The sequence below is a fragment of the Planctomycetota bacterium genome (assembly GCA_035384565.1).
Lineage (GTDB): Bacteria > Planctomycetota > PUPC01 > DSUN01 > DSUN01 > DAOOIT01.
In genome coordinates, this window is the sequence record DAOOIT010000006.1 from 109549 (window position 1) to 134583 (window position 25035).

The 25035-nt window shown below is 68.1% G+C and carries 15 protein-coding genes and 1 other RNA gene; 11 read left to right on the forward strand and 5 right to left on the reverse strand.

What is annotated here, in order from left to right; genetic code table 11:
- Positions 1–54: 54 nt before the first annotated feature.
- Complete coding sequence (locus tag PLE19_03930; GenBank protein ID HPD14070.1) at positions 55–387, reverse strand: hypothetical protein; 333 nt, start codon at positions 385–387, stop codon at positions 55–57.
- Between the two features lie 2481 nt (positions 388–2868).
- On the opposite strand from PLE19_03930, the gene ssrS reads away from it, so the two are divergent.
- The 3 genes from ssrS to PLE19_03945 all read left to right on the forward strand — a co-directional run bounded on the left by ssrS (position 2869) and on the right by PLE19_03945 (position 5241).
- Positions 2869–3051, forward strand: a non-coding RNA gene (gene ssrS / locus PLE19_03935) — 6S RNA.
- A gap of 325 nt (positions 3052–3376) precedes the next feature.
- A complete protein-coding gene (locus tag PLE19_03940; protein HPD14071.1) occupies positions 3377–4726 on the forward strand; it encodes a replication-associated recombination protein A in 1350 nt (449 codons plus the stop codon).
- Positions 4675–5241, forward strand: a complete 567-nt coding sequence (locus tag PLE19_03945; GenBank protein ID HPD14072.1) for a 5-formyltetrahydrofolate cyclo-ligase — start codon at positions 4675–4677, stop codon at positions 5239–5241. Before PLE19_03940 ends, PLE19_03945 begins: the two co-directional genes overlap by 52 nt.
- Before the next feature lie 153 nt (positions 5242–5394).
- Here the strand turns inward: PLE19_03945 and holA are convergent, their stop codons facing one another.
- Genes holA through PLE19_03960 form a run of 3 tightly spaced genes read right to left on the reverse strand, consistent with a single transcriptional unit; the run spans position 5395 to position 9237 of the window.
- Positions 5395–6417: a DNA polymerase III subunit delta gene (holA, locus tag PLE19_03950; GenBank protein HPD14073.1), complete on the reverse strand. Its 1023-nt coding sequence runs from the start codon at positions 6415–6417 to the stop codon at positions 5395–5397.
- Between the two features lie 38 nt (positions 6418–6455).
- Positions 6456–7850 carry a sigma-54 dependent transcriptional regulator gene (locus tag PLE19_03955; GenBank protein HPD14074.1) on the reverse strand — a complete coding sequence of 465 codons (1395 nt, stop codon included), beginning with the start codon at positions 7848–7850 and terminating at the stop codon, positions 6456–6458.
- Positions 7840–9237, reverse strand: coding sequence for an ATP-binding protein (locus PLE19_03960; GenBank protein ID HPD14075.1), 1398 nt, complete (start codon positions 9235–9237; stop codon positions 7840–7842). Before PLE19_03960 ends, PLE19_03955 begins: the two co-directional genes overlap by 11 nt.
- 199 nt (positions 9238–9436) lie before the next feature.
- On the opposite strand from PLE19_03960, the gene PLE19_03965 reads away from it, so the two are divergent.
- The 8 genes from PLE19_03965 to PLE19_04000 all read left to right on the forward strand — a co-directional run bounded on the left by PLE19_03965 (position 9437) and on the right by PLE19_04000 (position 24387).
- The gene (locus PLE19_03965) at positions 9437–11995 is read left to right on the forward strand and encodes a hypothetical protein (GenBank protein ID HPD14076.1); all 2559 of its coding nucleotides are present in this window, start codon (positions 9437–9439) and stop codon (positions 11993–11995) included.
- A 21-nt stretch (positions 11996–12016) separates the two neighbouring features.
- Positions 12017–14437: an extracellular solute-binding protein gene (locus tag PLE19_03970; protein ID HPD14077.1), complete on the forward strand. Its 2421-nt coding sequence runs from the start codon at positions 12017–12019 to the stop codon at positions 14435–14437.
- 6 nt (positions 14438–14443) lie between these two features.
- Complete coding sequence (locus PLE19_03975; protein HPD14078.1) at positions 14444–16123, forward strand: ABC transporter permease subunit; 1680 nt, start codon at positions 14444–14446, stop codon at positions 16121–16123.
- A 28-nt stretch (positions 16124–16151) separates the two neighbouring features.
- The gene (locus PLE19_03980; protein HPD14079.1) at positions 16152–19514 is read left to right on the forward strand and encodes a DUF6067 family protein; all 3363 of its coding nucleotides are present in this window, start codon (positions 16152–16154) and stop codon (positions 19512–19514) included.
- A 16-nt stretch (positions 19515–19530) separates the two neighbouring features.
- On the forward strand, positions 19531–20289 hold the full coding sequence (locus tag PLE19_03985; protein HPD14080.1) for a hypothetical protein: 759 nt from the start codon (positions 19531–19533) through the stop codon (positions 20287–20289).
- 125 nt (positions 20290–20414) lie between these two features.
- Positions 20415–21287 (forward strand): sugar phosphate isomerase/epimerase, encoded by an 873-nt coding sequence (locus PLE19_03990; GenBank protein ID HPD14081.1) that lies wholly within the window; start codon positions 20415–20417, stop codon positions 21285–21287.
- 151 nt (positions 21288–21438) lie between these two features.
- Positions 21439–22920, forward strand: coding sequence for a Gfo/Idh/MocA family oxidoreductase (locus tag PLE19_03995; protein HPD14082.1), 1482 nt, complete (start codon positions 21439–21441; stop codon positions 22918–22920).
- 12 nt (positions 22921–22932) lie between these two features.
- Positions 22933–24387: a Gfo/Idh/MocA family oxidoreductase gene (locus tag PLE19_04000; protein HPD14083.1), complete on the forward strand. Its 1455-nt coding sequence runs from the start codon at positions 22933–22935 to the stop codon at positions 24385–24387.
- A 139-nt stretch (positions 24388–24526) separates the two neighbouring features.
- On the opposite strand, the gene PLE19_04005 is transcribed toward PLE19_04000, so the two are convergent.
- A partial coding sequence (locus tag PLE19_04005; protein ID HPD14084.1) for a hypothetical protein occupies positions 24527–25035 on the reverse strand: 509 nt, incomplete at its 5' end.

The following is a 25035-nucleotide window of genomic DNA, read 5'->3' on the forward strand; positions in this document are numbered from 1 at the left end:
GTGGCGCCGCCGCCCGCGCCCATGCCGCACAGCCGCCGTGTGGGCGGCGTGTCCTCACGCCGTGTCTTCCTCTTCGGCGGCATCGCCGCGGCCGTTCTCCTCGCCGTCGTGGTCTTCATCGCCCTTCCCGGCCCCGCTTCCCAATCCACAATCCGCAATCCGAAGTCGCCAGTTCCCCCTTCCGCAACCCCCGGCACCCAACACCCGACACCTTCTTCCTCCGCCTTCGAGAGCCACGCCGCCCTGTGCCTCCAGTACGCCCGCACCTGCGTCGAGCGCAAGGACTGGGCCAAGGCCAAGGAGTACCTCGACGAGCTCGCCGACAAGTACGCCGCCACCCGCGTCGCCGCCGACAACAAGTCCGCCATCGCCGCTCTCCGCTCCCAAGCCGAGGCCGTCCTCAAGCCCACCCCAATGGCCAAGGTCGGACCGAAGGTGGCGCCTGAGGTCGAGCCGAAGGGCAAGTTGGCTCAGGAGTGGACCGCGCTCGCTAACGGCTGGCGCGTGGGCAAGCCCGTGAATCTCGGGCCGGTGGTGAACAGCGCCAACATAGACAATGATCCGTGCATATCAGCGGACGGCCGCACGCTCCTCTTCTCCTCGAACCGCCAGGGTTGGGGCGGGGTCTGGATGTGCCGACGAGGCGGCATCACGGAGGACTGGGCGCCTCCCGTCAAGCTCGGTCCGCCGATGAGCACAGGAACCGATGTGTCGCCTCATCTGTCGGCGGATGGCTTGACGCTCCTCTTCGCCTCCGAGCGGCCGGGCGGGCAGGGCGAGCGGGACCTTTGGTCGAGCACACGGCGAACGCCCGACGAACCGTGGGGCCCGCCGGTGAACCTCGGTTCCAGAGTCAACAGCTCGGGTAGCGACATAACGCCTGCCCTCTCCGCGGATGGCTTGACCCTGCTTTTCAGCTCTGACCGCCCCGGCGGGCAGGGCGGCTTCGACCTCTGGATCTGCACCCGGAACACCCCCGCCGCCCCGTGGAGTTCACCGGCCAACCTGGGCTCCATCGTGAACAGGAGCCAAGGCGATGCGGCCCCTGACCTCTCAAGCGACGGGTTGACTCTGTTCTTCCAATCAGGCCGCCCCGGGGGCCAGGGCGGCATGGACCTCTGGATGTGCACCCGCCGCAGTCTGACAGAGCCATTCGGCGAGGCGGTCAACCTGGGCGCCGGGGTGAACTGCGCGTCCACTGACAGCACCCCGAGCATCTCGGCCGACGGCCGCACGCTCTACTTCGCCTCGGACCGTCCCGGTGGGTCTGGCGGCGCAGACGTCTATCGTGTGTCCCTCCTCCGACCCGAACCACCCGCCGACGAGTGGACCACGCTCGCCAACGGCTGGCGCGTAGGCAAGCCTGTGAACCTCGGGCCGGTCGTGAACAGCGCCGGCACGCTCCACTGCGGGCCAACCGTCTCCACCGATGGCCTCACGCTGCTGTTCGCAGCGCACAAAGGGTCGTTCGACCTGTGGATGAGTTCGCGCCGCAGCACTCGCGAGGAGTGGGGGGCGCCCGCCACCCTCGGGCCGCCCGTGAACGGCCCCGGCGAGGCCCGTGACCCCTGCTTGTCGAGCGACGGGCTCACGTTGCTCTTCGCCTCCGGCCGGCCAGGAGGGCAAGGGCAGAGCGACCTGTGGATGAGCGTGCGGCGCAGGCCCGACGATCCCTGGGAGCCGCCGACGAACCTGGGACCAACCGTCAACAGCGTCCACCATGACAGCCAGCCGTGCCTCTCGTCCGACGGGTTGACCCTGCTCTACTGCTCGTCCCGTCCGAGTGGTGCGGGTGGGAAGGACTTGTGGATGTGCACTCGCGCCGCGGCGGCCGCGCCCTGGGGCGCCCCCGTGCACCTCGGCCCTCGGGTGAACACCCCGGCGGAGGACCAGGACCCGTGCCTCTCCCCCGATGGCCTGGCGCTCTTCTTCTCGTCCAATCGGCGGGGGAAGGACGAACTCTGGATGTGCACGCGGCAGGCCAAATCCGAACCTTTCGGCGAGCCCGTGAACCTGGGCGCGGGCGTCAACAGCGGCGGCCATGCCCGCGGGCCGGCGCTCTCCGCCGACGGCCGCACCCTGTACTTCGACTCCGACCTGAAGCCGGGCAAGCCCGACGGCAGCGGCCTCTGGCAGGCGCCCCTCGTGCCGCCGGAAGCTGCCCAACCCGCCCCGCCCCCTGCCGACGACGCCCGCTGGGGGCCGTGGGAGGAGTTGTTCGATGGCAAGACCCTCAAGGGCTGGGAGCGCCAGCGCGGCCAGAAGTTCGACCAGGGCAAGGCCCAGGTGGATGGCGACCGCATCCTGCTGTTCGGCGGCCGGCCCGCCGCCTCGATTGGCTGGACCGGCGCGTTCCCCGACAGCGACTACGAGGTCGAGGTCGAGGCCATGCGCACGGGCCGCCAGAACTGCTTCTGCGCCATCGGCTTTCCCATCGGCCAGGGCGGGGCCACCTTCGTGGCCGGCGACATAGACGGCACCGCGGTCGGCCTTGACGGGGTGGATGGCAAGGATGCCCTCGAAAACGCTACGGGACGGCGCAAGACCTTCGCCCCCAACCGCTGGTATCGCGTGCGGGTGCAGGTGGCTCAGGGCCGCGTGCGCGCGTGGATTGACGGGGAACAGGTCGTGGACCTGCCGACCGCGGGGCACATGTTCACACATCGCGACCCCAACTTCGCCTTCCGCGTGATGGCGTGGGCCGCCGACGCGGCCGTGCGCACCGTTCGCCTGCGTCAGATCAAAGCCGTGGGCGCGCAGGCGCCCACGGCAGGGCCGGCGGATTCCGGTCTTGCATCGTGCGCGCGGTGCCTTATAATGAGGATAGGCCGGGCGCGAACGCCCGAAAACCATCCGGCGCGAAAGGAACAACCTCTGCCGTGTTCGTGCTGAGCCAGGCTTGGCAATGTCCAACCGACAACCACGCGAGGGAAGCAGCAGAACTGTCAGCGGATAACACGCCTCGGCCGAGGACGTTTGAACCTGGCATTCTGCTTCCCACCTAGCAGCGGGGTTGGCGCCGCCGGCTCCACGGCACAGTGCGGAGGTTGTTCTTTGGGCCGGATGGATGAATGGATGGGTGGATGCGTGAAGGAGACAACCGGTACTCGTCCCTACGCTCCGCGTGGGGATGGGATTCCGGACGCTCCCGCGTCCGTCTTCCTCTCGCGAAGGGCCGGGGGGCGGCCGCCGAACATGCCCCCACTCAGAGCGTAGGGGCGAGGAGATCACTCGGACACACACGGACAGGCACCGGCGCGCCGGTTCGTGGGCGATGAGCGTCCGTGTCGGTCCGTGTAGGTCCAGACAGGGCTTGCGCGGCGCTCGGCTTCGGCTTATTCTGATTGCGGATTACGGATTCCAGAACGAAGGCAAAATGGACCTGTTCGCCCCCCCATCAGACGACGAACCCCAGGTCGCGGCCAGCGCGCCGCTCGCGGCGCGCATGCGCCCGCGAACGCCCGACGAGTTTGTGGGCCAGGGGCACTTCTTCGGCCCCGGCAAGCTGCTGCGGCGCATGCTCGAGGCCGACCGCCTGGCCTCGGTGATCTTCTACGGGCCGCCGGGCACGGGCAAGACGGCCCTCGCCCATGTGATCGCCCGCCACACCCAGGCACGCTTCGTCGCCCTCAACGCTGCAGCCTCCAACGTGGCCGAGATGCGCGAACTCCTCGCCGCCGCCCGCGACCGCCATCGCGCCGGCAAGCGCACCGTGCTGTTCGTGGACGAACTCCACCGCTTCAACAAAGCCCAGCAAGACGTGCTCCTGCCCGACGTGGAGGAGGGCGTGGTGCGCATGATCGGCGCCACCACCCACAACCCCTTCTTCACCGTCACCTCGGCCCTGGTCTCGCGCTCTCAGATCTTCGAGTTCAAGCCGCTAACCCGTGACGACCTGAGGGCCATCCTCCGCCGCGCCTTGGCCGACCCCGAACGCGGCCTCGGCAGCTACAAGGTCGAACTGACCGAGGAGGCGCTCGACCACTTGGCCGAGGTGTCCGACGGCGACGCCCGTCGCGCGCTCAACGCCCTCGAGGTCGGCGTGCTCACCACCCCGCCCGGCCCCGACGGCGTAGTGCGCTACGACCTCAAGGTGGCCGAAGACTCCATCCAGCGCAAGGCCGTGGTCTACGACCGCGACGAGGACTCGCACTACGACGCGGCGTCGGCTTTCATCAAGAGCATGCGCGGCAGCGACCCCGACGCGGCGCTCTACTGGATGGCCAAGATGCTGGAGGGCGGCGAGGATCCGCGCTTCGTGGCCCGCCGCATCGTCATCTGCGCGGCCGAGGACGTGGGGAACGCCGCCCCGCTCGCCCTCGTGCTGGCCAACGCCGCGCTTCAGGTCTCGGAGTTCGTCGGCCTCCCCGAGGCGCGCATTCCGCTCGCCCAAGCCGTCACCTACATCGCCACCTGCCCCAAGAGCAACGCGGCCTACCTCGCGATTGACCGCGCGATGGAGGACGTGCGCGAGGGCCGCGTGCTCGAGGTGCCCGAGCATCTGCGCGACGCCCACTACCGCGGCGCCAAGCGGCTCGGACGCGGCGAGGGCTACCAATATGCCCACGAGGGCGAGGGGCACTTCGTGGCCCAGGAGTACATGCCCGTCGAGCGCACCTACTACGAGCCCACCGACGAAGGGGCCGAGAAGCAGATCAAGGAGAGGCTGGAAGCGTGGAGAAAGCGCAAGCACGAGAAGAAATCGCCCGACGCCTCGCCCAGTTGACCGCCGAGCAGCGCCGCGAGGCGAGTCGGCGCATTCGTCGCCTCGTGGCCGAACTGCCCGAGTTCCAGCGGGCGCGCACCGTGCTCCTCTTCGTGTCGCTGCCCGACGAGGCCGACACGCTCGGGCTCATCGCCGACGCCCTGGCCGCCGGCAAAGCCGTGGCCGTGCCCAAGGTGGACCGGAAGCGCAAGGCGATGGACGCCTGCCGGCTGCACGCCCTCGACCGCGGTCTGGCCCCCGGCGTCTTCGGCATCCCCGAGCCGGAGGCTGCCGCGGTGGTGGAGCCTGGAGCGATAGACTTCGTCCTCGTGCCGGCCCGCGGCTACGACCGCGAGGGCAACCGCATCGGGCGTGGCGGCGGCTACTACGACCGCTACATGGCCCACCCCGGCTTCCACGCCACGCGCTGCGGCATTGCCTTCGCCGCCCAGATCCTCGACTCCGTGCCCCACGATGCGCACGACCTGCCGGTGGAGATGCTGGTGACGGAGAATGGCGTGTTGCGGTTCGAGTGAGGAGGTTGGGGGGGAGCCCGTCTTGGAAAAGGGGCTCTCCTCCAGTCCCCACTCCCGAAAACCTTCACATCGGCACCTCCGCGGACCCGACACCGAAGTCTTTGGAGAGGGATCGGGGAGAAGCCTTCCTTCAGGAAGGTTCTTCCAGTTTCCTCATGCACACAGCCTGATGAGGAGGTGTTCGAGGATGTGGCGGGGGTCCATGGCGGAGGTCTTGGAGGCCAGGTCGGCCTCGAGCAGGAGGTCGAAGGCGCGCAGGAGTTCGCGGCGGGTGCGGCGGCTGGCCTGGGCAATGGTCTGCACCAGGAAGTGGCCAGGTCTCATCCGCAGCGCCCTGGAAATCTGCTCTTCCGACTTCCCGTTGTCCAGGAGCGTGCGGGTGTTGATCAGGCGCTCGAGCGCCCAGCGGACCATGCTGAGGATGTAGTTGGGGTCGTTGCCCTGGGCAAGGAGATGCTCGAGGACGCGGAGGGCCTTGGCCGGCTCCTTGTGGCCCAGGGCGTCGGTGAGCTTGAAGATGGTGGTGACGGGGAGGTCCTCGATCAGGGCGTCCACGTCCTTGGCCGTGATGGTGTCGCGTGCGCCGACGTAGAGGGCGAGCTTGGCGAGGCTCTGGTCGGCGATGGGCAGGTTGACGCCCACGCAGTCGGCCAGGCGGCGGGCGGCGGCGGGATCCATGCGCTTGCCGTGCTCCCGGGCGCGGGCGGCGATCCAGCGGGGCAGCTCATACTCGCGTGGGGCGGTGCAGACGACGACCATGCCCACCTTACGGACCGCGAGGCCGGGCTTCTCGTTCTTCGGCAGCCGGTCGAGCGTCAGCACGAGGGTGCCCGTTTTCGATGGCTTCTCGAGATAGGCGAGGAGAGCGTCGCGCCCGTTGGCGACGAAGGTGCCGGCGTCCTCGATGAGCACCAGACGCCGTGGCGCGAGAAAAGCCGGCGTGCGCAGCTCGTCGAAGACCTCCTTGGGGTCGGGCGCCTCCGCGCCCGTGTACTGGCTGAGGGCCAGATCGGGGTCGGAGTCCTTGAGCAGGGCGCGGCGCAGGGCCTGGAGGGCCTGGGCGCGGGCGAACGGCTCGTCGCCGATGATGGCGTAGACGGGCAACGGCGGGCCGTGCCGAAGGTGTTCTGCCAGGGCGTCGGGCGTCGCGTCGTCGGGCAATGGCGGCTTGGGCACAGGCACTCCCTCTGCGGATTCGGCTGCGGGTCGTGGCCTCAGGATTCCTCCGGGGGCTTGGGGCCTCGGTCGATCTGGATGTTGTATTTTTCCATGCGGTATTGCAGGGTACGGCGGGTGAGGCCGAGGAGCTCGGCGGCCCGGGACTGGTTTCCGCCGGTCTTGCGCAGGGCGGCCTCAAGGAGCGTGCGCTCGAACTCTTCGATGGAGAAGCCCGGGCGCAGGAGCTGCGACGCCACGTCGTCGGGGACGTCGCGGCTGATGTCGGGGTTGAGCGCGATGTCGTCCGGGCCGATCATGGCGCCTTGGGCCATGACGACGGAGCGTTCGATGCAGTTCTCGAGCTCGCGCACGTTACCGGGCCAGTTGTAGGCCAGCAGCTTCTGCTGGGCGGCGGGGGTGAGGCCCTGGATGCCCTTGCGGTTGCGCTGGTTGAAGCGCTCGAGGAAGTGGCTCGCCAGGAGCAAGACGTCCTCGCGCCGCTCGCGCAGGGGCGGGAGCAGGATGGGGACGACGTTGATGCGGTAGTAGAGGTCCTCGCGGAAGTCGCCCTCGCGCACGGCGGCCTCGAGCTTGCGGTTGGTCGAGGCGATGATGCGCACGTCCACGCTGATGGTTTCGTTGCCGCCGACGCGCTGGAACTCGCGCTCCTGGAGCACGCGGAGAAGCTTGGCCTGAAGGGCGGGGGACATCTCGGAGATTTCGTCGAGGAACAGCGTGCCGCGGTGGGCGGCCTCGAAGCGGCCCTTGCGCTGCGCGTGCGCGCCGGTGAACGAGCCGCGCTCGTGGCCGAACAGCTCGCTCTCGAGGAGCGTTTCGGGGATGGCGGCGCAATTGACCTTGACCAGCGGGCACTTGGCCCTCGGACTGTGGTCGTGGATGGCGGAGGCGACGAGTTCCTTGCCCGTGCCGCTCTCGCCGCGGATGAGCACCGTGGCATCGGTGGGGGCCACGGTGCGGATGGTCTCGAGCACGGCGCGGATGGCCGGCGACGAGCCGATCAGGCGGGTGGCCCTGCGCTCAGCCTGGATTTCCTCGCGGAGCGCGCGGTTCTCGTCGCGCAGCGCGTGGAGTTCGAAGAGGCGCCGCAGCGTGCCGAGCAGGCGCTCGGTGTCCACGGGCTTCGCCAGGTAATCGTACGCCCCGCGCTTGACGGCCTCGACGGCCGTCTGAATGGTGCCGTAGGCCGTGAGGATGATGACGTCGGTGTCAGGATACAGGCGGCGGATCTCGTCGCAGAGCTCGACGCCCGTCATCTCGCGCATGCGCAGGTCGGTGAGGACGATGGGGTAGGGCGTCTTGGCCAACTGCGCGAGGGCTTCGGGGGGGGAGTTGGCCACGTCGGCCCCGTAGCCCTCCATCTGGAGGTTCTTGCGCAGGGCCTCGGCCGTCTGCCAATCGTCATCTACGATGAGGATTCGATCATCCGGCATTGTCGGTCTCGCTGGTGGAGGGCTGGAGCGGGAGAGTCATCGTCACGAGCACCCCGCCCTCGGGCCGGTTGGCGACGGCCAGGGTGCCGCCGTGGGCCTCCACGGTGCGGAGCGAGAGGGCGAGGCCGAGGCCCAGCCCGGCGCGTTTCGTGGTGAAGTACGGCTCGAATACATGGGGCAGGTGGGCTGCTGCGATGCCCGGCCCTGTGTCGGCGAAGGTCACTCTGGCCGCCCCGTCGGCCTCCTGGCTGGTGATCGTGAGTGTGCCGCCGTCGCGCATCGCCTGCAAGGCGTTTCTGAGGATGTTCCCGATGACCTGGCTCAGGCGATCCGAGTCGCCGCGGACAGGCAACTGCCCCGCGCCGCGGCGCTCGACGCGCACGTGGGCCTGGTCGAACTCCCGCGCGAAGAGGGCCAGGGTGTGGTCCAGAATGCTTCCGAGGTCGCAGGGCCGCAGTTCCAGGTCCGTGGGCTTGGCCAGCAGCACGAAGTCATCGAGGGTGCGGGTGAGGCGCGAGAGTTCGCCCGACACGATCTCGAAATTGGTGTTCGCCTCCGTGCGCAGGGCTGCATCGTTCGTGCCCTTGACGATCAGGCGTTCGAGGTAGCGGCAGGTGAGGGCGATGGTGTTGAGCGGGTTGCGAATCTCGTGGGCCACGCCGGCCGCCAGGTTGCCCAGGGCCGCGAGCCGCTCGGCCTTGGCCCGCTGCCGTTCGGCCGCGGCGATGGCCCGCCGCGCCGAATAGGCGATGGCGGCTAGCGCCACGAGCAGAACGCTCTGGGAGGTGATGACCACCCACCTCATCTTCGCATCGAGCGCCGTGAAGTGGTCGGCCACAGGGGCGAGCTGGCGATGAACCACCAGGCCTCCCACCAGTTGCCCACCATTCCAGAGGGGGGATGTGAAGCACAGGCACGTTGGCGGCTCGCCTTGGGCAGCGCAGTCGTGGGGGAGCACGTAGACCCGCTCCTCCCCCTCGAGGATGTGGCGGGCGCAGGTCGTCAAGTCGGAGTCCCCCTCCCGGACCGGGGGCCAGACACGCTGAAGCTTCTCGTCCACCACCAACACGTGGAATTCGTGCGGGCCCGCGCGCGCCTCCTCGATATCGCCCAGGGCGGCTTGGACCTCGTCGGCGATCTCGCTCAATGAGGCGAGTTGGGGATGGCAGGCGATGAGGGCACGAAGCCGGGCGAGCAACTCGCCGCCCCGGAGCAGTTCGGCGGATTGTTCGGCATAACGCACGCTGCCCTTGAGCACCAGCGACCTGTGCTCGCGAATCACACGGCGCTCGATCCGCAGGAGGACCAGCACGGTGGCCACGATGGCCGCCACGCCGAGCAGCGACAGCCACCGCAGCGCGCGGCCAGCCTTCAGGCTCGCGGGCATACCGAACCTTCCGTCAGAAACGCCCCGTCGCTCCGCGTCGGGGGCTCGTCCACGACGGCGAGGCGGGATAGACTCGAATATAGGTCGTTGCGCGAGTGCTGTCAAGCCGTGTTGACTCCGCGGCCCTCGTGCCTATAATCTGGGAGAGCGGGGACCGGTCCTTCGTGGTGCATCCCCCAGCCGAAAGGGCAGCGCGCGCATGAGCACCCCCAAACCCACCGAGGGCGCGAGCGTCCGCATCGTGCCGCTGGCCATCTTCGCCCTGCTTCTGATCATCCCCTTCCTCAACTTCGAGTTCACGCTCTACCGCTCGACGCTGAAGCTGTTCGTCTTCGAGAGCACGGTGACGCTCTTGTGGGGCTACCTGCTCTGGGAGTGGGCGGCGGGCCGCCTGGGCCGCACCGGGTGGCCGGCCTGGTGGCTCTTCGCTCCCGTGGGGCTCTGGGTGGCGTGGGGCGCCGCCACGTGTGTGTGGTCGCACCAGGCCTGGCTGGCGCGCGGCGGGCTGGTGCAGGGCGTCTATGGCGCGGCGGGCGCCTTCGGGCTCGCCCTGCTGCTGCACGAGCGCGAGAACCGCCACATGTTCGTGGCTGCCGCGGGCGCCGTGGCCTTCGCCCTGGCCTTCTTTATGTTGCTCTACTATGGGGACCCACGGGCGAAGTTCCTGGGGGACGTGGACGGGCTCGACGGACGCGAGGCGGGCGCGGCGTTCCTCCTGCTGCCGACGCTGGCCGCCGCCGCGGCGCTCTATCACCTGGGGAAACAGGAGAGCGAGGCCGGCTACCGCCGCGTGCTGTGGACCGCCGTGCTCCTGGCCGTGTTGCTGCTGGCCGGCCTGCGCACGCGGGTGCCGGCGTGGCGTTACGCCCTGGGCGCGGGGCTGGTGGTGCTCGTGTGGCGGATGCTGCCGCGATGGCGCCTCGCCGCGCTGGCGCTTCTCGCCGTGCTGGGACTGGCCGTGGCCCATCGCGAAGTCGCACAACGAGCCGTGGCGCTCGAGTACCTCAGCCCTCTGCGCAGCGCGCGCAACGCCGTGCTCGATAGGGCCGCCTGGGGCCTGCTCCGCGGCGCCTCGCTGCCGCGCCTGGTCGCGGGACACGGGGTGGGCGCCTTCTTCCTTGTCTTCGACCGCGAACGCCCCGTGTGGACTTACGGCGTCAGCTATGGGGACGAGGTGGTGGGCCACGCCTCGCGCCAGCTCGTCGAGGAGTTGGTAGAGCGCGGGCTGGTGGGAGTGGCCATCGCCGTGGTGGTGGGGCTGGCCTGCATGGTGGCGGGGAGCCTCGTGTGCCGCCGGGCGCGCGACGGACTCGATGCCGCCCTGGGTGCCGGCCTGGCTGCCGCCGTGGTGGCTTTGGGCGTGTTTGCGTGCTTCTCCAATGGCGCCCTCGGGTTCGGCTCCGGCATGATGTTCTGGGTGGGCCTGGGCCTGCTGGGCGCACTGACCGTGGAGTGCAGCCGGCCGGCGGGCCTTAGCTGGTCGCCCGAGGAGGCCCTCGCCCGGGCCGAGGCGCGGCGGCGCCTGCGATGGAGTGCCGTGGCAGCGGCGGGCCTGGCGGGAGTGATCGGCATCGTGGCGTGGGGGGCGCTCGCCGCCAGGCCGTTCTGGGCCGAATACTGCCTCCGCGAGGGACAGGCAGAGAACTCCGCCTGTCAGCGGCTCCTGGCCCAGAAGCGGCTAGGGGAGCGCAACTTGCACGCTCGGCGAGCGGCCGTCCAGCAGATGCGGGCCGACCTCGGCGGGAAGCTGCGAGCCGCTGAGAAGGAGTTGGCCGCCGCGACGGCCGCCCACGAGGAGGCTGTGAAAGGCGGGGGCGACGTGGCGCCGCTGCTTGCCCGCAAAGAGGCGGCTGCCGCCACGGTCGAGAAGCTGCGCGCCGAGGCGAAGAGGGCGCCAGGCCAGATCGAGGCGACCCTTGCCGACCTGGAGGAGAGCCTGCGCGCCACCACGGCCGAATACGAGGAATCCGCCGCGCGGGTCACCCTCTACCTGCGGCGGGCAGCCACCCTGAGCCTCGGCGACCGCGTGTGGCTGAACGCCCAGACCGAACGCGCGCTGTCGGACTCCGCCAACGGCAATCACCAGGCTGCGGCGGAGCGCCTCGAGGGGCTCGAAGCCCTCTGCGGGCCGGCGTTCGCGCTGGACGTCGTGCGGGCCGGCTGCTACGTGAAGCTGAAGCGGCCCGCCGAGGCCCACGACCTGTATCACCGGTACTCCCACAAGAACCCCTTTGGGGCGCTCTGCACCCTCTTCACCCCCAGAGCGCCGTTCTACGAAGACTGGTTCGCCCTGGTCGCCGACGAGCGCCTGAAGAAGAGCCCGCGAGCCGCGAGCTGGGCCCGCGACTTCCTGGCCTCGGCGTCGCTCGGCCTCGCCTGGTATCCCGATCACTATGGCCTCCTGCTTCTCCGGGGCGAGATGCTCTACAGGTTCGGCGAGAAGGATCGGGCCAGAGACGACATGATGGCCGCCGCCGCGCTCATCGAGGATGCCCTCCGGAACATCAGCGGCCCGTTGCCGCGCGCCACGCTCTACTTCGAACTCGCCAACGCCAACATCCACTGGGACAAGGCCAAGGCCGTGAAGGCGGCGAAGCAGGTCTTCCTGGAGAAGGTGGACTTTCGCGACCCTCAGGCCCAGCAGGTGCTCTTCAAAGCTCAACAGATTCTCCGCCGGCTGGATCCGGCCAGCCTGGAGAAGCCCGCGCCCCCAGCCGATGGCACAGGCCAGGCGCCCAAGACGCCTGCCACCCCATAACGCCTCCGCCGCGAGACGCCCATGCTCCGTCGCCTCCTCGCCCTGCTTCTCCTGACAGCCGCCGCGGCTCCCCGGCCCGTTGGCGCAGGCCAGGGCCACCCGCCCATCACACTCCGGTACTTCCTCGGCTGGACCCTCGGGGCCGGCGATCAGGACGTCCTCCAGGAGTTCGAGCGCCGCAACCCCGGCCTCAAGGTCGTCGCCGGCCTCAGCGCGTCCCGCAACATGGTCGAGGACCCTCAGCGCCTCCTGTGCGCCATCGCCGGCGGCGACCCGCCGGACCTCGTGATCTTCGATCGCTACGCCGTCGCCGAATGGGCCGCGCGCGGCGCCTTCATGCCCCTGGACGAGTTCATCGCCCGCGACCACGACCAGCCCGACGGCATCAAGGCAGGCGACTACTTCGACGCGTGCTGGGACGAGGCGCGCTGGGAGGGCAAGGTCTACGCCATCCCCACCGGGACCGACAACCGCGCCCTGTTCTACAACAAGGACCTCCTGCGCGCCGCCGGCCTCGTCGGCCCCGACGGCGAGGCCAAGCCGCCCCGCACCTGGGACGAGTTGGAGGACTATGCCCTCAAGCTCAGCGAGTTTACCCGCGACGCCGCGGGCGCCATCACCGGCATCCGCCGCATCGGCTTCATCCCCAACTACGGCAACGCCTGGTTCTACTTCTACTCGTGGCTGAACGACGGCGCGCTCCTCAGCCCCGACGGCCGCCGCTGCACCCTGGCCGCACCCGAGAACGTCGAGGCCATGCAATACGTCACCGACCTCTACGACAAGCTGGGCGGCGCGCGCCTCGTCTACGCCTTTCAGTCGTCCTTCCAGGGGGCCGAGCTGGACCCCTTCCTCACTGGCCGGGTGGCGATGAAGGTGGACGGCAACTGGGTTCTGGGCGGGATCGGCTACTTCCGCCGCGAACTGAACTTCGGCGTCGCCCCGGCCCCGATGCCGCGCAAGCGCCTCGAGGCGGGCAAGCCCTACATCTCGTGGGCCGGCGGCTGGTCGTGGGTGATCCCCAAGGGCGCGCGGCATCCCGAGGAGTCGTGGCGGCTCATCAAGTGGCTCGCCAGCGAGGAGGCCACGCTCATCGTCCACGACGCCGCTCGCGAAGCCAACCAGGCGCAGGGCAAGATCTTCATCCCCGGCCTCAACGCCAACAAGAAGATCACGCAGACGCTTTATCGGCGCTATCTGGCCGAGGACCCGAACGTCGAGCAGAAGTTCCGCGACGCCTATCAGGTCTTCATGAATCTGCTCCCGGAGAGCCGGTTCCGTCCCGTCACACCTGTCGGCCAGTTTCTCTGGAACCAGCAGGTGCGGGCGATGGAGGCCGCCATCTACCACCGCGGCACCGTCGAACAGGTGCTCCGGCAGCACGCGGCCGAGGTGCAGCACGAGCTCGACCGCATCTACCGCATCCGCACCGAGCCTGTGGTGAACTGGAGCGTGCCGCTGATCGCCTACATCGCGGCGCTCGTGGCCACGGCGGCCATCCTGTGGTGGCGCCACAGCCGCCTGAGCCGGAGCAAAGGCTACTTCCGCCGCGAATATCGCGCGGGCGTGGCCTTCGCGCTGCCTTGGATCATCGGCTTTATCGTGTTCACGGGCGGCCCCATCGTCTTCTCGTTCATCATCAGCTTCTGCGAGTACGACGTGCTGTCGCCCGGCCTGTGGGTGGGCACGAGCAACTATCGCTACCTCCTCGCCGAGGACCCCGTTTTCTGGAAGTCGCTGGGCAACACACTCTTCATGCTCATCGGGCTGCCCCTTGGGATGGCTGTGAGCCTTGGCCTCGCCATGCTCCTGAACCAGAAGGTCAAAGGCATGTCGGCCTGGCGCACCTTTTTCTATCTGCCCGCCATCATGCCCGGCGTAGCGGCCGCGCTGCTGTGGGTGTGGATGTTCCAGCCGACCCATGGGCTGCTGAACCGCCTCTTCGACATCGTGGGCCTGAACTGGCTGCTCGCGCGCCTCGGCGTGAGCGTGCCCGTGCTGTGGCTTCAGAGCGAGTCCACCAGCAAGCCCGCCCTGATCCTGATGGGCCTCTGGGGCGCAGGCGCGGGCATGATCATCTGGCTCGCGGGGCTCAAGGGCATCCCCGAGCATCTCTACGAGGCCGCCGAGATTGACGGCGCGGGGCGCTGGGGCAAGTTCCGACACATCACCCTCCCGATGCTCACGCCCTACATCTTCTTCAACCTGCTGATGGGCATGATCGGCACGCTCCAGGTCTTCGAGAGCGCGTACATCATGACCGCCGGCGGCCCGGTGGATTCCACCCTGTTCTTCGGCTACCATCTCTTCAATAACGCCTTCCGCTTCTTCCGCATGGGCCAGGCCTCGGCCATGGCCTGGGTGCTGTGCGTCATGGTGCTCATCATCACCGCCATCCAGCTTCGGACCGCGAGGATCTGGGTCCACTACGAAAGCGAATGAGGCCGCATGGTTGAATCGCGCGGAATGCGGGGGCTGGGCAGGCGGGCAACGCTCTACGCGCTGCTGATCGGCGGCTCCATCCTCTTCTCCATCCCCTTTGGCTGGCTCTTGCTCTCCAGCTTCAAGACCAACGACGAGCAGTTCCGCGACCCGCCGACCTGGCTCCCCCGCCCCCCCTCGGCGGCGAAGGTCTCGCCTTATGTGGCCCGCGACGAATTCGACGAGATCGCGCGGCCACGAGCCTGCCCCCGCGCGCGATGGGACGAGGCGCGCCCGCTCCTCGTCGAAGCCACGCGCCAAGCGGTCAAGGCCGCAGGTCTGCCCCCGGCCGCCGTGCCGGCCGATGCTCTGCGCGACGAGGCCGTCGAGGGCATCGCCTTCGCTGCCGGCCAGAACGTCGCCGACCACGCCTGGTTCGAGTCCCTCGAAACCCTGCGCCAGAAGTGGCTGGCCCAGGTGACGCCCAACCTGATTCAGAATTGCCGCGACCGGGCCTATAAGCGCTTCCTCATCGGCCCGATTCGCGCCAAGAGCGTCGAGCAACAGGAGGAGATCCTCCGCCGCGACGAGCCGATCGCCGCCGTGTGGCAGGTCCAGGGTGGTGCCCTCGCCGGCCAGGCGACCGAGGGCCGCCCGTGTGCGCTGCTCTCTTACGCCTTCGAAAAGGGGGCGAACCGCGAGGCCACACTGACGGCCGTCTTCCCCCTCAGCTTCCCCGTCGAGAGGATGAAGAAGCTCATCCTCAGCCTGCGGCCCGACCACTCGTGGAACGCCCTCGACTGCACCCTGGAGGCCGAGGGGCAGCAGTGGGAGAGCGCCGAGCCCTACAACGCCGGCAGCGACCAGTGGCAGGAGCTCGTCTGGCAGTTCCCCAGCGACGACGACACCTCGATGAAGGTCAAGAGCTGGATCGTGCTGAGGCCCTCGGGGGCGAGCGGCTTCGCCGAGCCGGGCAGGATGCGCCTCACGCTCACCCTGCGCGGCCGCACCCGCGCCGAGGCCTGGGGCACGAAGCTGTGGAACAACTTTTGCTGGGCCTTCAAGCACATGCCCTTCTGGCGCTACGTGGCCGTCAGCTCGTTCCTGTGCCTGATGAACATCGTGGGGCAACTCCTTGGCAGCTCGCTTGCCGCGTACGCCTTCGCGCGGCTCAAGTGGCCGGGGCGCGAGTTCTGCTTCATGCTCCTCCTCGGCACCCTGATGCTGCCGGGGGCGGTCACCATGGTGCCCTCGTTCCTGATCTTCAAGAACCTCGGTTGGTACAACACCCTGCTGGTGCTGTGGGTGCCCAGCTTCTGCGGCTCGGCCTTCAACATCTTCTTGCTGAGGCAGTTCATGCGCGGCATCCCGAAGGATTTGGAGGACGCGGCGAAGATTGACGGCTGCTCCTACCTGGGCGTCTACCGCCATGTGATCCTGCCCAGCATTGGCCCCGCCTTGGCAGCCATCGCCATCTTCACCTTCATGGGCTCGTGGAACAACTTCATGGGTCCCCTCATCTTCCTCAACGACCAGTCGAAGTACCCGCTGGCGTTGGGCATCTTCGGGCTTCAGACCCAGGCCGGCGGCAACTTCGGCCTCATCATGGCGGCCAGCGCCCTGATGGCTCTGCCCGTCGTCATCATGTTCTTCTTCTGCCAGCGCTATTTCATCCAGGGCATCACCCTCACGGGAATGAAGAACTAATGCGTGAAGCGTGAAAGAGGAGCTGCCGATGCTTCGCGTCACCACACTCTCATGCTTCTTGGTGGCTGCCGCGAGTGCGGCGGAACTGCACAGCCCCACGATCGCGCTGCCGCTGATGGCGAAGGCGCCGACGATTGACGGCGCCATCGGCGAGGAGGAGTGGGCGGGGGCGACGCGGCAGATTGGCTTCTCGTCGCACGGCAAACGCCACCTCACCAGCCGCGAGGGCGTCTTCTGGCTCGGCTCCGACGGCAAGGAACTCTTCATCGCAGTCAAGACCGAGCTGCCCCCGGAGGGCGGACTGCTGACCCGCGTCCAGCCCAAAGAGAACGTGGACGTTCAGGCATATCGGGACGACTCGCTCGAGCTATGGCTCGACCCGTTCCGCAAACCTCCCGCGGGTTCGCAACCCGCGGGAGGTTACGAGAAGCGCATCTGTTACCAGATCATCGTCAACGCCCTCGGCGCCATCTACGACATCGCCCACGACAAGAACAAGGGCATGACCTCCACCGCCTGGCGGGTCAACTGGCGCCTTGCGAACAAAGCCGCCGACGGCTGGTGGAGCGTCGAAATCGCCATTCCCCTCGCCGCCCTCGACTTCAAGGGCGACCTCGCGGGCGGCGAATGGGGCATCCGCATCGGCCGCAACTGGCAGCAGCCCTGGGAGCAGAGCGAGTGGTCGCCCACCCCCATCGCCTACGACGACCCCGAGACAATGGGCGTCGTGCGTTGGGACCCCGCCGCGCCCCTCGTCCAGATGCTTGAGCTTGCCGACGCGAAGGCCAACAAGGCCGTCCTCGCCACGCGCCTGACCAACCCCACCGACAAGCCGACGGCCATCAAGATCGCTCTCTCGAACAAGCACGTGGATAGCCCTGCGACTGAGAAGTCCGAAGACGTTGCCCTCGCCCCAGGCGAATCGAAGACCGTCCGCCTCGACGGCTCGACCTATCCGAAGGGCGACAATCTCTCCGCTATCGCCGTCACCAGCGCCGATGGCAAGACCACCTTCTTCTCCCGCGACTTCGTCTGGACGCTTGAGAAGCCCGAGACCCGTTGGCGGGTCGCCCTCCACGAGCGCGAGGCGATTGAGCTCGCCTTCGGCTACTACCCCTACCACGACAAGCTCAAGGCCCGGCTCGACGTGAGCAGCCTCCCAGCCGCCAAGGAGGTCACAGGCGCGGCACTCATCATCCGCGGCAAGGGCACAGGCGACATCCTCGCCCGTATTCCCATGCCGCCCCTCAAGGACGGCCGCTCCGAGGTCGTGGCCGGCCTGCCGAGGATTGCCGAAGGCACCTATGAGGTCTTCGCCGAGCTTGCCGGCGGCAAGGGCGTCCCCAAGCAATCGCCCGTCAAGGAGTTCCTCCGCAAGGTCTTTCCGTGGGAGCACAACAAGCTCGGCATCTCCGACAAGCCCATGCCCCCGTTCACGCCGCTCGAGGTCAAGGGCAACGTCGTGCGCGCCGTGCTCCGCGAGCACATGATGAACGGCTACGGCCTTTGGGAACAGGTTGAGAGCCTGGGAACACCGCTGCTTGCCGCGCCCATGGTCTTCAGCGTCGCGGCACAGGGTGGTGGCGGGGCCGGCGAGCCGAAACTCCGCAAGGCTAGCGACGTCTCCGTGCTGGCCGAGGCCAAGTGGTCGCAGAATCCAATCGCCGCACAGGTCTCCTCTGAGTTTGATGTGGACGGGATGATGAAGGTCACGCTCGACGCAAAGCCCGGTAACGCTACGCCCATCGAGGCGTTCGACCTCGTCATCCCCCTCCGCGAGGAGATTGCCAAGCTCATGCACGTCTGCGGCGATGGGCTGCGGTTCAACTATGCGGGCGAGGTGCCGAAGGGGGAGGGGGTGGTGTGGGACAGCCGCAAGGCGTCGCGGCTGGAGATCGCGGGCACGTTCATCCCCTACATCTGGCTCGGCGACGAGGAACGCGGCATCGCCTGGTTCGCCGACAGCGATGAGGGCTGGGTGCTCGACGACAAGAAGCCCGCCCTCGAACTCATCCGCCGCAAAGGCGTGGTCGAACTGCGCGTCCACTTCATCAACAAGCCCGGCCCGCTCCCCGGCCCCCGCAAGATCGTCTTCGGCCTCCAGGCGACCCCCACCAAGCCGATGATGCAGAACCCCTCGTGGCGCCGCATCAATTCTCTTGTGGGCAAGGCGCCCGACTTCCTTCGCTACCACACGCTCGGCGCGACCTTCTACTGGGGCGGGATTGACTTCGATGTCTTCCCCCGCGATAAGGACACCTCGATCTACGACAAGTTCGCCGAAATCCGCCGCACGGGCAAGGAAGACCGCCCCTTCTTCGAGAACTGGCTCCGCAAGTACGGCCCCGACGGCCAGCGCGACAAGATGTGGGACGCCCATATCTGGTCCGGCGTCAGCTCCTTCAAAGGCCAGCCCGACCTTATGATACCTTACACCAACGCCCGCGGCTGCGGGAAGTGCGACGACTTCACGGTATTTCAGGACGAATGGCTCGTCAGCGACTACACCTCCCGCGCCGCCACGTCCGTGGCCTACGACATTGACCCCGTTCCGAGCTTTCAGGACTTCGCGCTCTACTACTTCGAGAAGATGCTCGACAGCGGCGCCTTCGACGGCCTCTACTTCGACAATACCTTCCTCAAGGCCAACAAGAACATCGTCGGCGGCGGGGCCTACGTCCGCGACGACGGCACCCTTCAGCCCGCCTGCGGCCTGTGGACGATGCGCGACTACCTCAAGCGTTGCGCCATCCTCTGCTGGCAGAAGGGCCGCCCCTTCGTCAACATCTCCCACATGACGAACACCCAGATCGTCCCCATCAACACCTGGGCGGGGATCAACCTGGACTGGGAATGGAAGTACGGCGATACCGACGCCCACGACCGCTTCGCCGAGGACTACGTCCGCGCCACCTCGATTGGCCTCCAGACCGGCAGCCGCCCGACCGTGCTCCTTGGCCTCCACGAAACCAAGAAGGAGCTTCAGCCCTGGGTCGCCCGCACCTGTCTTGCGTGGTGCCTCGTTCACGAAATCTGCCCTGCCTGGACGTACGGCGAGCCATTCCAGACCGTCTTCAAGAAGCTCTACGACTTCGGCTACGGCACGGACGCCTGCCGCGTCATCCGTTATTGGGAGAAGCAGCCCATTCGCATCGAGGGCATCGAGGCCAAGGCCCTCGTTGTCGCCAAGAAAGGCGCCGTCGCCGTCTTCATCACCAACATAGGCCAGGACGGAGTCTGCCGGCTCATCCTTGACAAGTCGTTGGGGCTCGCGCCCGATGCGGGGGCTGTTGAGGCCGAGAGGGGCGGGGCCATTGAGCGCACTGGCGACAGCGCCTATTCGTTCCCACTGAAGCGCCATGACTTCACGCTGCTTCTCATCGGCCAGTGATGCGTGGAACTTGAAGATGAACTTCCTGATTCTCGCCATGATCCTGGCCGGTGCAGCCGCAGGCAGCGAGTACCGCCTCCCTTCTTCGGCTGCGCTGGACCTCTTCTCCGACGACATCGTGTTCTACAAGAGCTTTGACGATGAGGCGCCGGGAGCGGACATGGCTGTGGGGGAGGCGAAGCCGTTGAAGGTGAACGGCAGGCTGCGGTTGAGGCCAGGGCTGTGGGGGCAGGCGTTGCTCTTCGGCGATGGGGAGGGGGCCGAGCTTGAGTACGCGATGCCGGGCAACATGCCCGTGCCGAGGCCAGGCTCCCTGTCGTTCTGGATATGCCCGCTCGAATGGAAGCGCGCGGCGGACGAGCCGTCCATCTACTTCTTCCACGCCTTCGGGGCGGGGGCGATGTGTCTCCAGCGGCAGGGCGATCTCGAGGGCGGTAGGAAGCGGGGCAATTGCTTCATCTTCACCTGCCACGGGCTGCCGGGCATTCCCAACATCACGGCCTCCACGATGAGCGATGCGACGCGAGGCTGGCGGAACGGCGAATGGCATCTCGTGGTCATCGCGTGGCGTCCGTCGCTCCTCGAAGCCTACCTCGACGGCGAGGCGCTGCCGAGCATCACGCTCAGGCGGCCCATCAAGGCCGAGGAATTCGCCAAGGGGGTGTTTCGCATCGGCATGGTGAAGGGCGAGCCGACCCTGCTCGACGACTTCGCGGTCTATCGCCGGCCGCTGTCGGGCGACGAGGTGCGCGAGCTGTGGAGCCGGAGGAAGTGACAGAGGCGGCAGTGAAGTAGGATGGTTGGAGGGTTGGAGGGGTGGATGTCTGCCATCCCTCCATCCATCCACTCATCCCTCATCCATCCATTCAGTCTTCGCCCGGTCTTCAAAGGAGGCCAACCATGCAGAGTCGTCGTTCGTTCCTCGGCAGCGTGGCCGGCATTGGCGCAGCGGGCGCCCTGGCCCCGCAGTTGCTGGCCGCCGAGGCGAAGGAGAGGTGGCCGATGCGGCTCTCGACCTCGTCGAACCACTTCCGCCAGTTGCCGCTGGAGGAGGCGTGCGAGCGGATCGGCACGCTGGGCTTCGAGGCGATTGACATCTGGTCGGCCTACCAGGGTTGCCCTCACCTCGACCACGCAAAGGACAAGCTGGGCGCCGACGGGCTGAAGGAGCTCCTGGCGAAGCACAACCTGAAGCTGTTCGCGTTCTCGACCTATGTCGGCGGCTACGCGCGGTATGCGGAACTGCTCGGCGCCGCCGGCGGCGGGGTGGCCGTGCAGGGCAGCGCCGGCGCGGCCAAGCCCGAGGAACTCACCGACCGGATGAAGAGGTTCCTCGAGAGCTGCAAGCCGCTGGTCGAGCTGTGCGAGAAGCACAACTCGTACCTGGCCATCGAGAACCACGGCGGCTCGCTGCTGTGCACCATTGATTCGTTCAAGGCGTTCGTGGACCTGAACCAATCGCCACGGCTGGGCATCGCGCTCGCCCCGTACCACGTCCAGGCGGGCAAGATGTCGGTGGAGGACGCCATTCGCGCCTGCGGGAAGCAGTTGCTGTTCTTCTATGCCTGGCAGCACGCGCCGGGCGTGAACGAGTTGCCCGGCTACGGCCCGACGGATTTCGTGCCGTGGCTGAAGGCCCTGGCCGACATCGGTTACGCCGGCTGTGTCAATGTCTTCACTCACCATCACCTGGAGGCCGATGCCATGTCGGCCGCCCTCGCCAAGGCGCGCGATTACGTGAAGGACTGCTACGCCAAGTGCGCAGCGGTTTGAGCGAGCAGACCAGGGCGCGGCGCACGCGGAGTCGAGCGAAATCTCCCCGAAGAAACGGCCAGGCCGGCTGTTTGACGCGTCCCGCGCAGGGTGGTAGAATCGGCTCGAGCGCGGAAGGCAGGCCCGGACATTGAGGATGCCGAGGGATCAGATGAGTCGAGCACTGACCCGCCGCCATGTGCTTCGGAGCGCTGCGCAGGGGATGGGCGGCCTGCTCATCCTGCCGCATGCCCGCACGGCCTTCACCTATGCGGTCAACGACCGGCTCCGTTTCGCCGTGGTGGGCATGGCCGGCTACGGCGCCTACCATGGCTTCGCCGAGTTGCTCCACACCTATGGCAGCGTCAGCTACGCGGTCTCGTGCGACGTTGACCTACGGAAAGTCCAGAAGGTCTACGAGGCGTGGGAGAAGAAGGCGGCGGAATGGGCGAAGTCGGACAAGCCCGAGCAACGGCAAGCTGCGGCGGAGTACTACGCCCCTCTGGCCGCCAGGAAGCCGCCGCTTTACGCGGACTTCCGGCGCATGTTCGACGAGGCGGCGGGCCAGTTCGATGCCGCCGTCGTCGCCACCCCTGACCATACGCACGCGATCATCGCCGCCGCCGCGCTGCGGGCGGGGAAGCCGGTGTTGGCCGAGAAGCCGCTGACGATCAGCGCCTTCGAGGCTCGGGCGCTGGCCCAACTCGCCAGAGAGCGCAAGCTGCCCACGCAGATGAACAACGGCGGCACGGCCAGCCCGGGCTTCCGCCGCGGCGTCGAGATCCTCCGCGAGGGGGTTCTGGGCGACGTGCGGGATGTCCACATCTTCTTCAGCCGCGGCGGGCGGAACCTCCAGCAGCCCCCGCAGGGGAGCCAGGAGGTGCCCAAGGAACTCAACTGGGACCTCTGGCTGGCGCAGGTGAGGTGGCGCGAGTACCACCCCGAATGGATCAACCGCATCGCCTGGCGCGACACGAGCATCGGCGAGCTGGGCAACTTCGGGCCGCACGCGGCCAACATGGCCTTCATGGCGCTGAACGTGAAGGACCTCTGGCAGCCGGGCGCGGGCGGAGCGCGCATCCGCGTCGTCGCCGAGTGCTCCGAGGCCAACCAGCTCTCCTACCCGCGTTGGGAGCGCATCCGCTGGGAGGTGCCGGCCCGCGGCGAGCTGCCGCCTGTCGCCTTCACCTGGCACCACGGCCATCCGCCCGACTACGCGCCCGGCACCCGCAAGATGCTGGAGGGCCTCCTGCGCGACCACGGAGCCGCCGACGAGGAACTGAAGGACCTCCTGCCCTACGCCGGCTGCCTGATCCTGGGCAGCAAGGGGCTCCTGGCCACCACCAGCCACAACACCGAGGTCCGCCTGCTGCCGAAGGCGAGGTTCGAGGGCATCGAGCAGAGGCGGCCCCGCACTCTCCCGGTGCCCCCCAACCACTACCGCGAATGGGTCGAGGCCTGCCGGGGCGGCTCGATGCCGCTCTCAAACTTCGAGTACGCGGCGCCCTTCGCCGAGTTCCTCACAGTCGGCAGCCTCGCCACGCGCTTTCCGGGCGAGGCCCTCGAATTCGACCCGGCCACCGGCCAGATCACCAATCACCCCAAGGCGGCTGAGTTCCTCCGCTACGAGTATCGCAAGGGCTACACCATCTGAGGCAGGATTGACATGCGAAAGCGCCTGAGCCGCCGCGACTTCATGGCCGTCGGCAGCGGTCTGCTCGTCCTCGCGTCCGTTCGCAGCGCCCGCACATATGCAGCGAACGAACGGCTGCGCCTCGCCGTGTTCGGCAACATGTATAACGCGGCGCACTTCCTCCCCGCGTCGCACATCTACAACGCCGAGATCGCCGCTCTGTGCAACCCCGACCAGAGGAAGATTCCCACCATCCTCAAGTCCTGGGAGGAGCTGGCGGCGAAGCTGGCCAAGAGCCAGAACGCGGCTGAGCGGCAGGCCGCGGAGCGGTACGGCCTGATGGCCAAGGGGGAAGGGGTTGCCATTCTGGCCGACATCCGCCAACTCTTCGGCAAGGGGGGCAACCCGGTGGACGCCCTGGTCGTCTCCGACTACGACCACTTCCACGGCGTGGCCTGTGGCGCAGCCCTGCGGGCAGGCAAGCCCGTGTGCAGCGAGCGGCCGCTGGGGCTGACGATCGGCGATGCGCGCGCCCTGCGCGCCCTCGCGGCGGAGACCAAGCTGCCCACCACCTATCGAAGCCCAGGAACAGGCACAGGCGCCTTCCGCCGCGCGATGGAACTGGTCCAGGAGGGCGCGATCGGCCAGGTCCAGGAGGTCCACGTGTGGTTCAAGCGCGGGGGGCCCGACCGCGATGCGCTGCCGCAGGGCGCGCAGCCGGTCCCCGAAGGGCTGAACTGGGACCTGTGGCTGGGGCCGCTGCCCTGGCGCGAGTACCACGCGGACTGGATGGCCTATGCGCACTGGCGGGAAACGTCCAATGGCGGCCTGGGCAGCTTCGGCCCGCACACGTCAATCTTCCCCTTCCTGACGCTCGGCCTGCGCGAGCTGTGGGACGCCGAGGGGGGGCGCATCCGAGTGCTGGCGGAATGCTCGCGGCTGAACCGCGTCTCGTTCCCGCGCTGGGAGCGTGTGCGCTGGGAGGTCCCCGCTCGCAAGACGATGCCTCCGGTGACGCTCATGTGGCACCACGGGCCAGACTACGCGCCCGGCACCCGCGAACGGATACACGAGGTGATGCGCAAGTACGGCGTCACGAGGCCCGAGGAGGCCGACGCCCTGATGAAGACCGCGGGCTCCATCCTCGTCGGCACGGACGGCGCCCTGGTCGCGGACGACCACAGTGCGAACGTGGTCGCCCTGCCCAAGGAGAAGTTCGAGAAGGCCGAGACGAAGCGCCCGCAGCGCATCCTCTCGTCGCACGGGATCTATGGCGACTGGATGGAAGCTTGCCGCGGCGGCAAACCGCACATTCTGGCGACTTTCGACAATGGCGGCCCCCTCAGCGAGCTTCTGATGCTCGGCAATATCGCCACGCAGTTCCCTGGCGAGACGCTGTCCTATGACCCCGTAGCCGGGCAGCTCGCAGGCCCCGCCGAGGCCAGTCAGAAGCTGGGCTTCAGGTACCGCGACGGCTGGCAGATCTGACTCTCGCCGCCCGGGAGCGCCGGCGCGGTCGCGTCCGCCCGAACACGTCGCCGAAGCAGGTCACCGCGCCCATCCGGCACGACAGGACGGAGCGCCGCCCCTGATGCGCAGAGGGCGTGGGTGGGCGCCGCGGCTCGGCTCAGTGCTTCCCGTATTCGAGCGCGACCCCCTTGCGCTGTGCGAGGATGTAGGCCTCGAGGTCGCGCATCTCGGGGCTGTCGGGGGCCAAGCCCTTGCCACGCACGGGATGCTGGATGCACCAGTTGATCATATCGCGTAGCAGCGCCACGCGGCCCATCTGGGGCTGGAACTTGGGATACGTCTCGGGGTGCGTATTCGCGGCATCGGGGTGGCACATGTCGCACGACACCCCCACGGTGCCGCCTAAGAGGTCGGCGCTGTGGAAGATGCGCGAGCCGTTGACGACCCGCTTCTCGAGCTCGCGATTCCAGAGGAGCAGGTCGCGTTCCGTGTAGTTGCCGTACGGATGGCCCTTGCCCTGCTCGCCCTTGAGAAGGTGCGAATTGTCGGCAGGGGGCAGGATCTTGTGGCGCTCCTTCTCCTCCTCGACCCAGCGGTTGGCCCGGTCGGGGTTCCGTTGCTTCCATTGGGCCATGTGGTCAGCCACGATGGCTTGAGGGGCGCTGG

What these genes read in the sequence shown, in the direction of transcription:
- PLE19_03940 (HPD14071.1), top strand. Translation starts at nt 3,377, where the DNA reads ATGGACCTGTTCGCCCCCCCATCAGACGACGAACCCCAGGTCGCGGCC.
- PLE19_03955 (HPD14074.1), bottom strand. Translation starts at nt 7,850, where the DNA reads ATGCCGGATGATCGAATCCTCATCGTAGATGACGATTGGCAGACGGCC.
- PLE19_03960 (HPD14075.1), bottom strand. Translation starts at nt 9,237, where the DNA reads ATGCCCGCGAGCCTGAAGGCTGGCCGCGCGCTGCGGTGGCTGTCGCTG.
- PLE19_03965 (HPD14076.1), top strand. Translation starts at nt 9,437, where the DNA reads ATGAGCACCCCCAAACCCACCGAGGGCGCGAGCGTCCGCATCGTGCCG.
- PLE19_03970 (HPD14077.1), top strand. Translation starts at nt 12,017, where the DNA reads ATGCTCCGTCGCCTCCTCGCCCTGCTTCTCCTGACAGCCGCCGCGGCT.
- PLE19_03975 (HPD14078.1), top strand. Translation starts at nt 14,444, where the DNA reads ATGGTTGAATCGCGCGGAATGCGGGGGCTGGGCAGGCGGGCAACGCTC.
- PLE19_03980 (HPD14079.1), top strand. Translation starts at nt 16,152, where the DNA reads ATGCTTCGCGTCACCACACTCTCATGCTTCTTGGTGGCTGCCGCGAGT.
- PLE19_03985 (HPD14080.1), top strand. Translation starts at nt 19,531, where the DNA reads ATGAACTTCCTGATTCTCGCCATGATCCTGGCCGGTGCAGCCGCAGGC.
- PLE19_03990 (HPD14081.1), top strand. Translation starts at nt 20,415, where the DNA reads ATGCAGAGTCGTCGTTCGTTCCTCGGCAGCGTGGCCGGCATTGGCGCA.
- PLE19_03995 (HPD14082.1), top strand. Translation starts at nt 21,439, where the DNA reads ATGAGTCGAGCACTGACCCGCCGCCATGTGCTTCGGAGCGCTGCGCAG.
- PLE19_04000 (HPD14083.1), top strand. Translation starts at nt 22,933, where the DNA reads ATGCGAAAGCGCCTGAGCCGCCGCGACTTCATGGCCGTCGGCAGCGGT.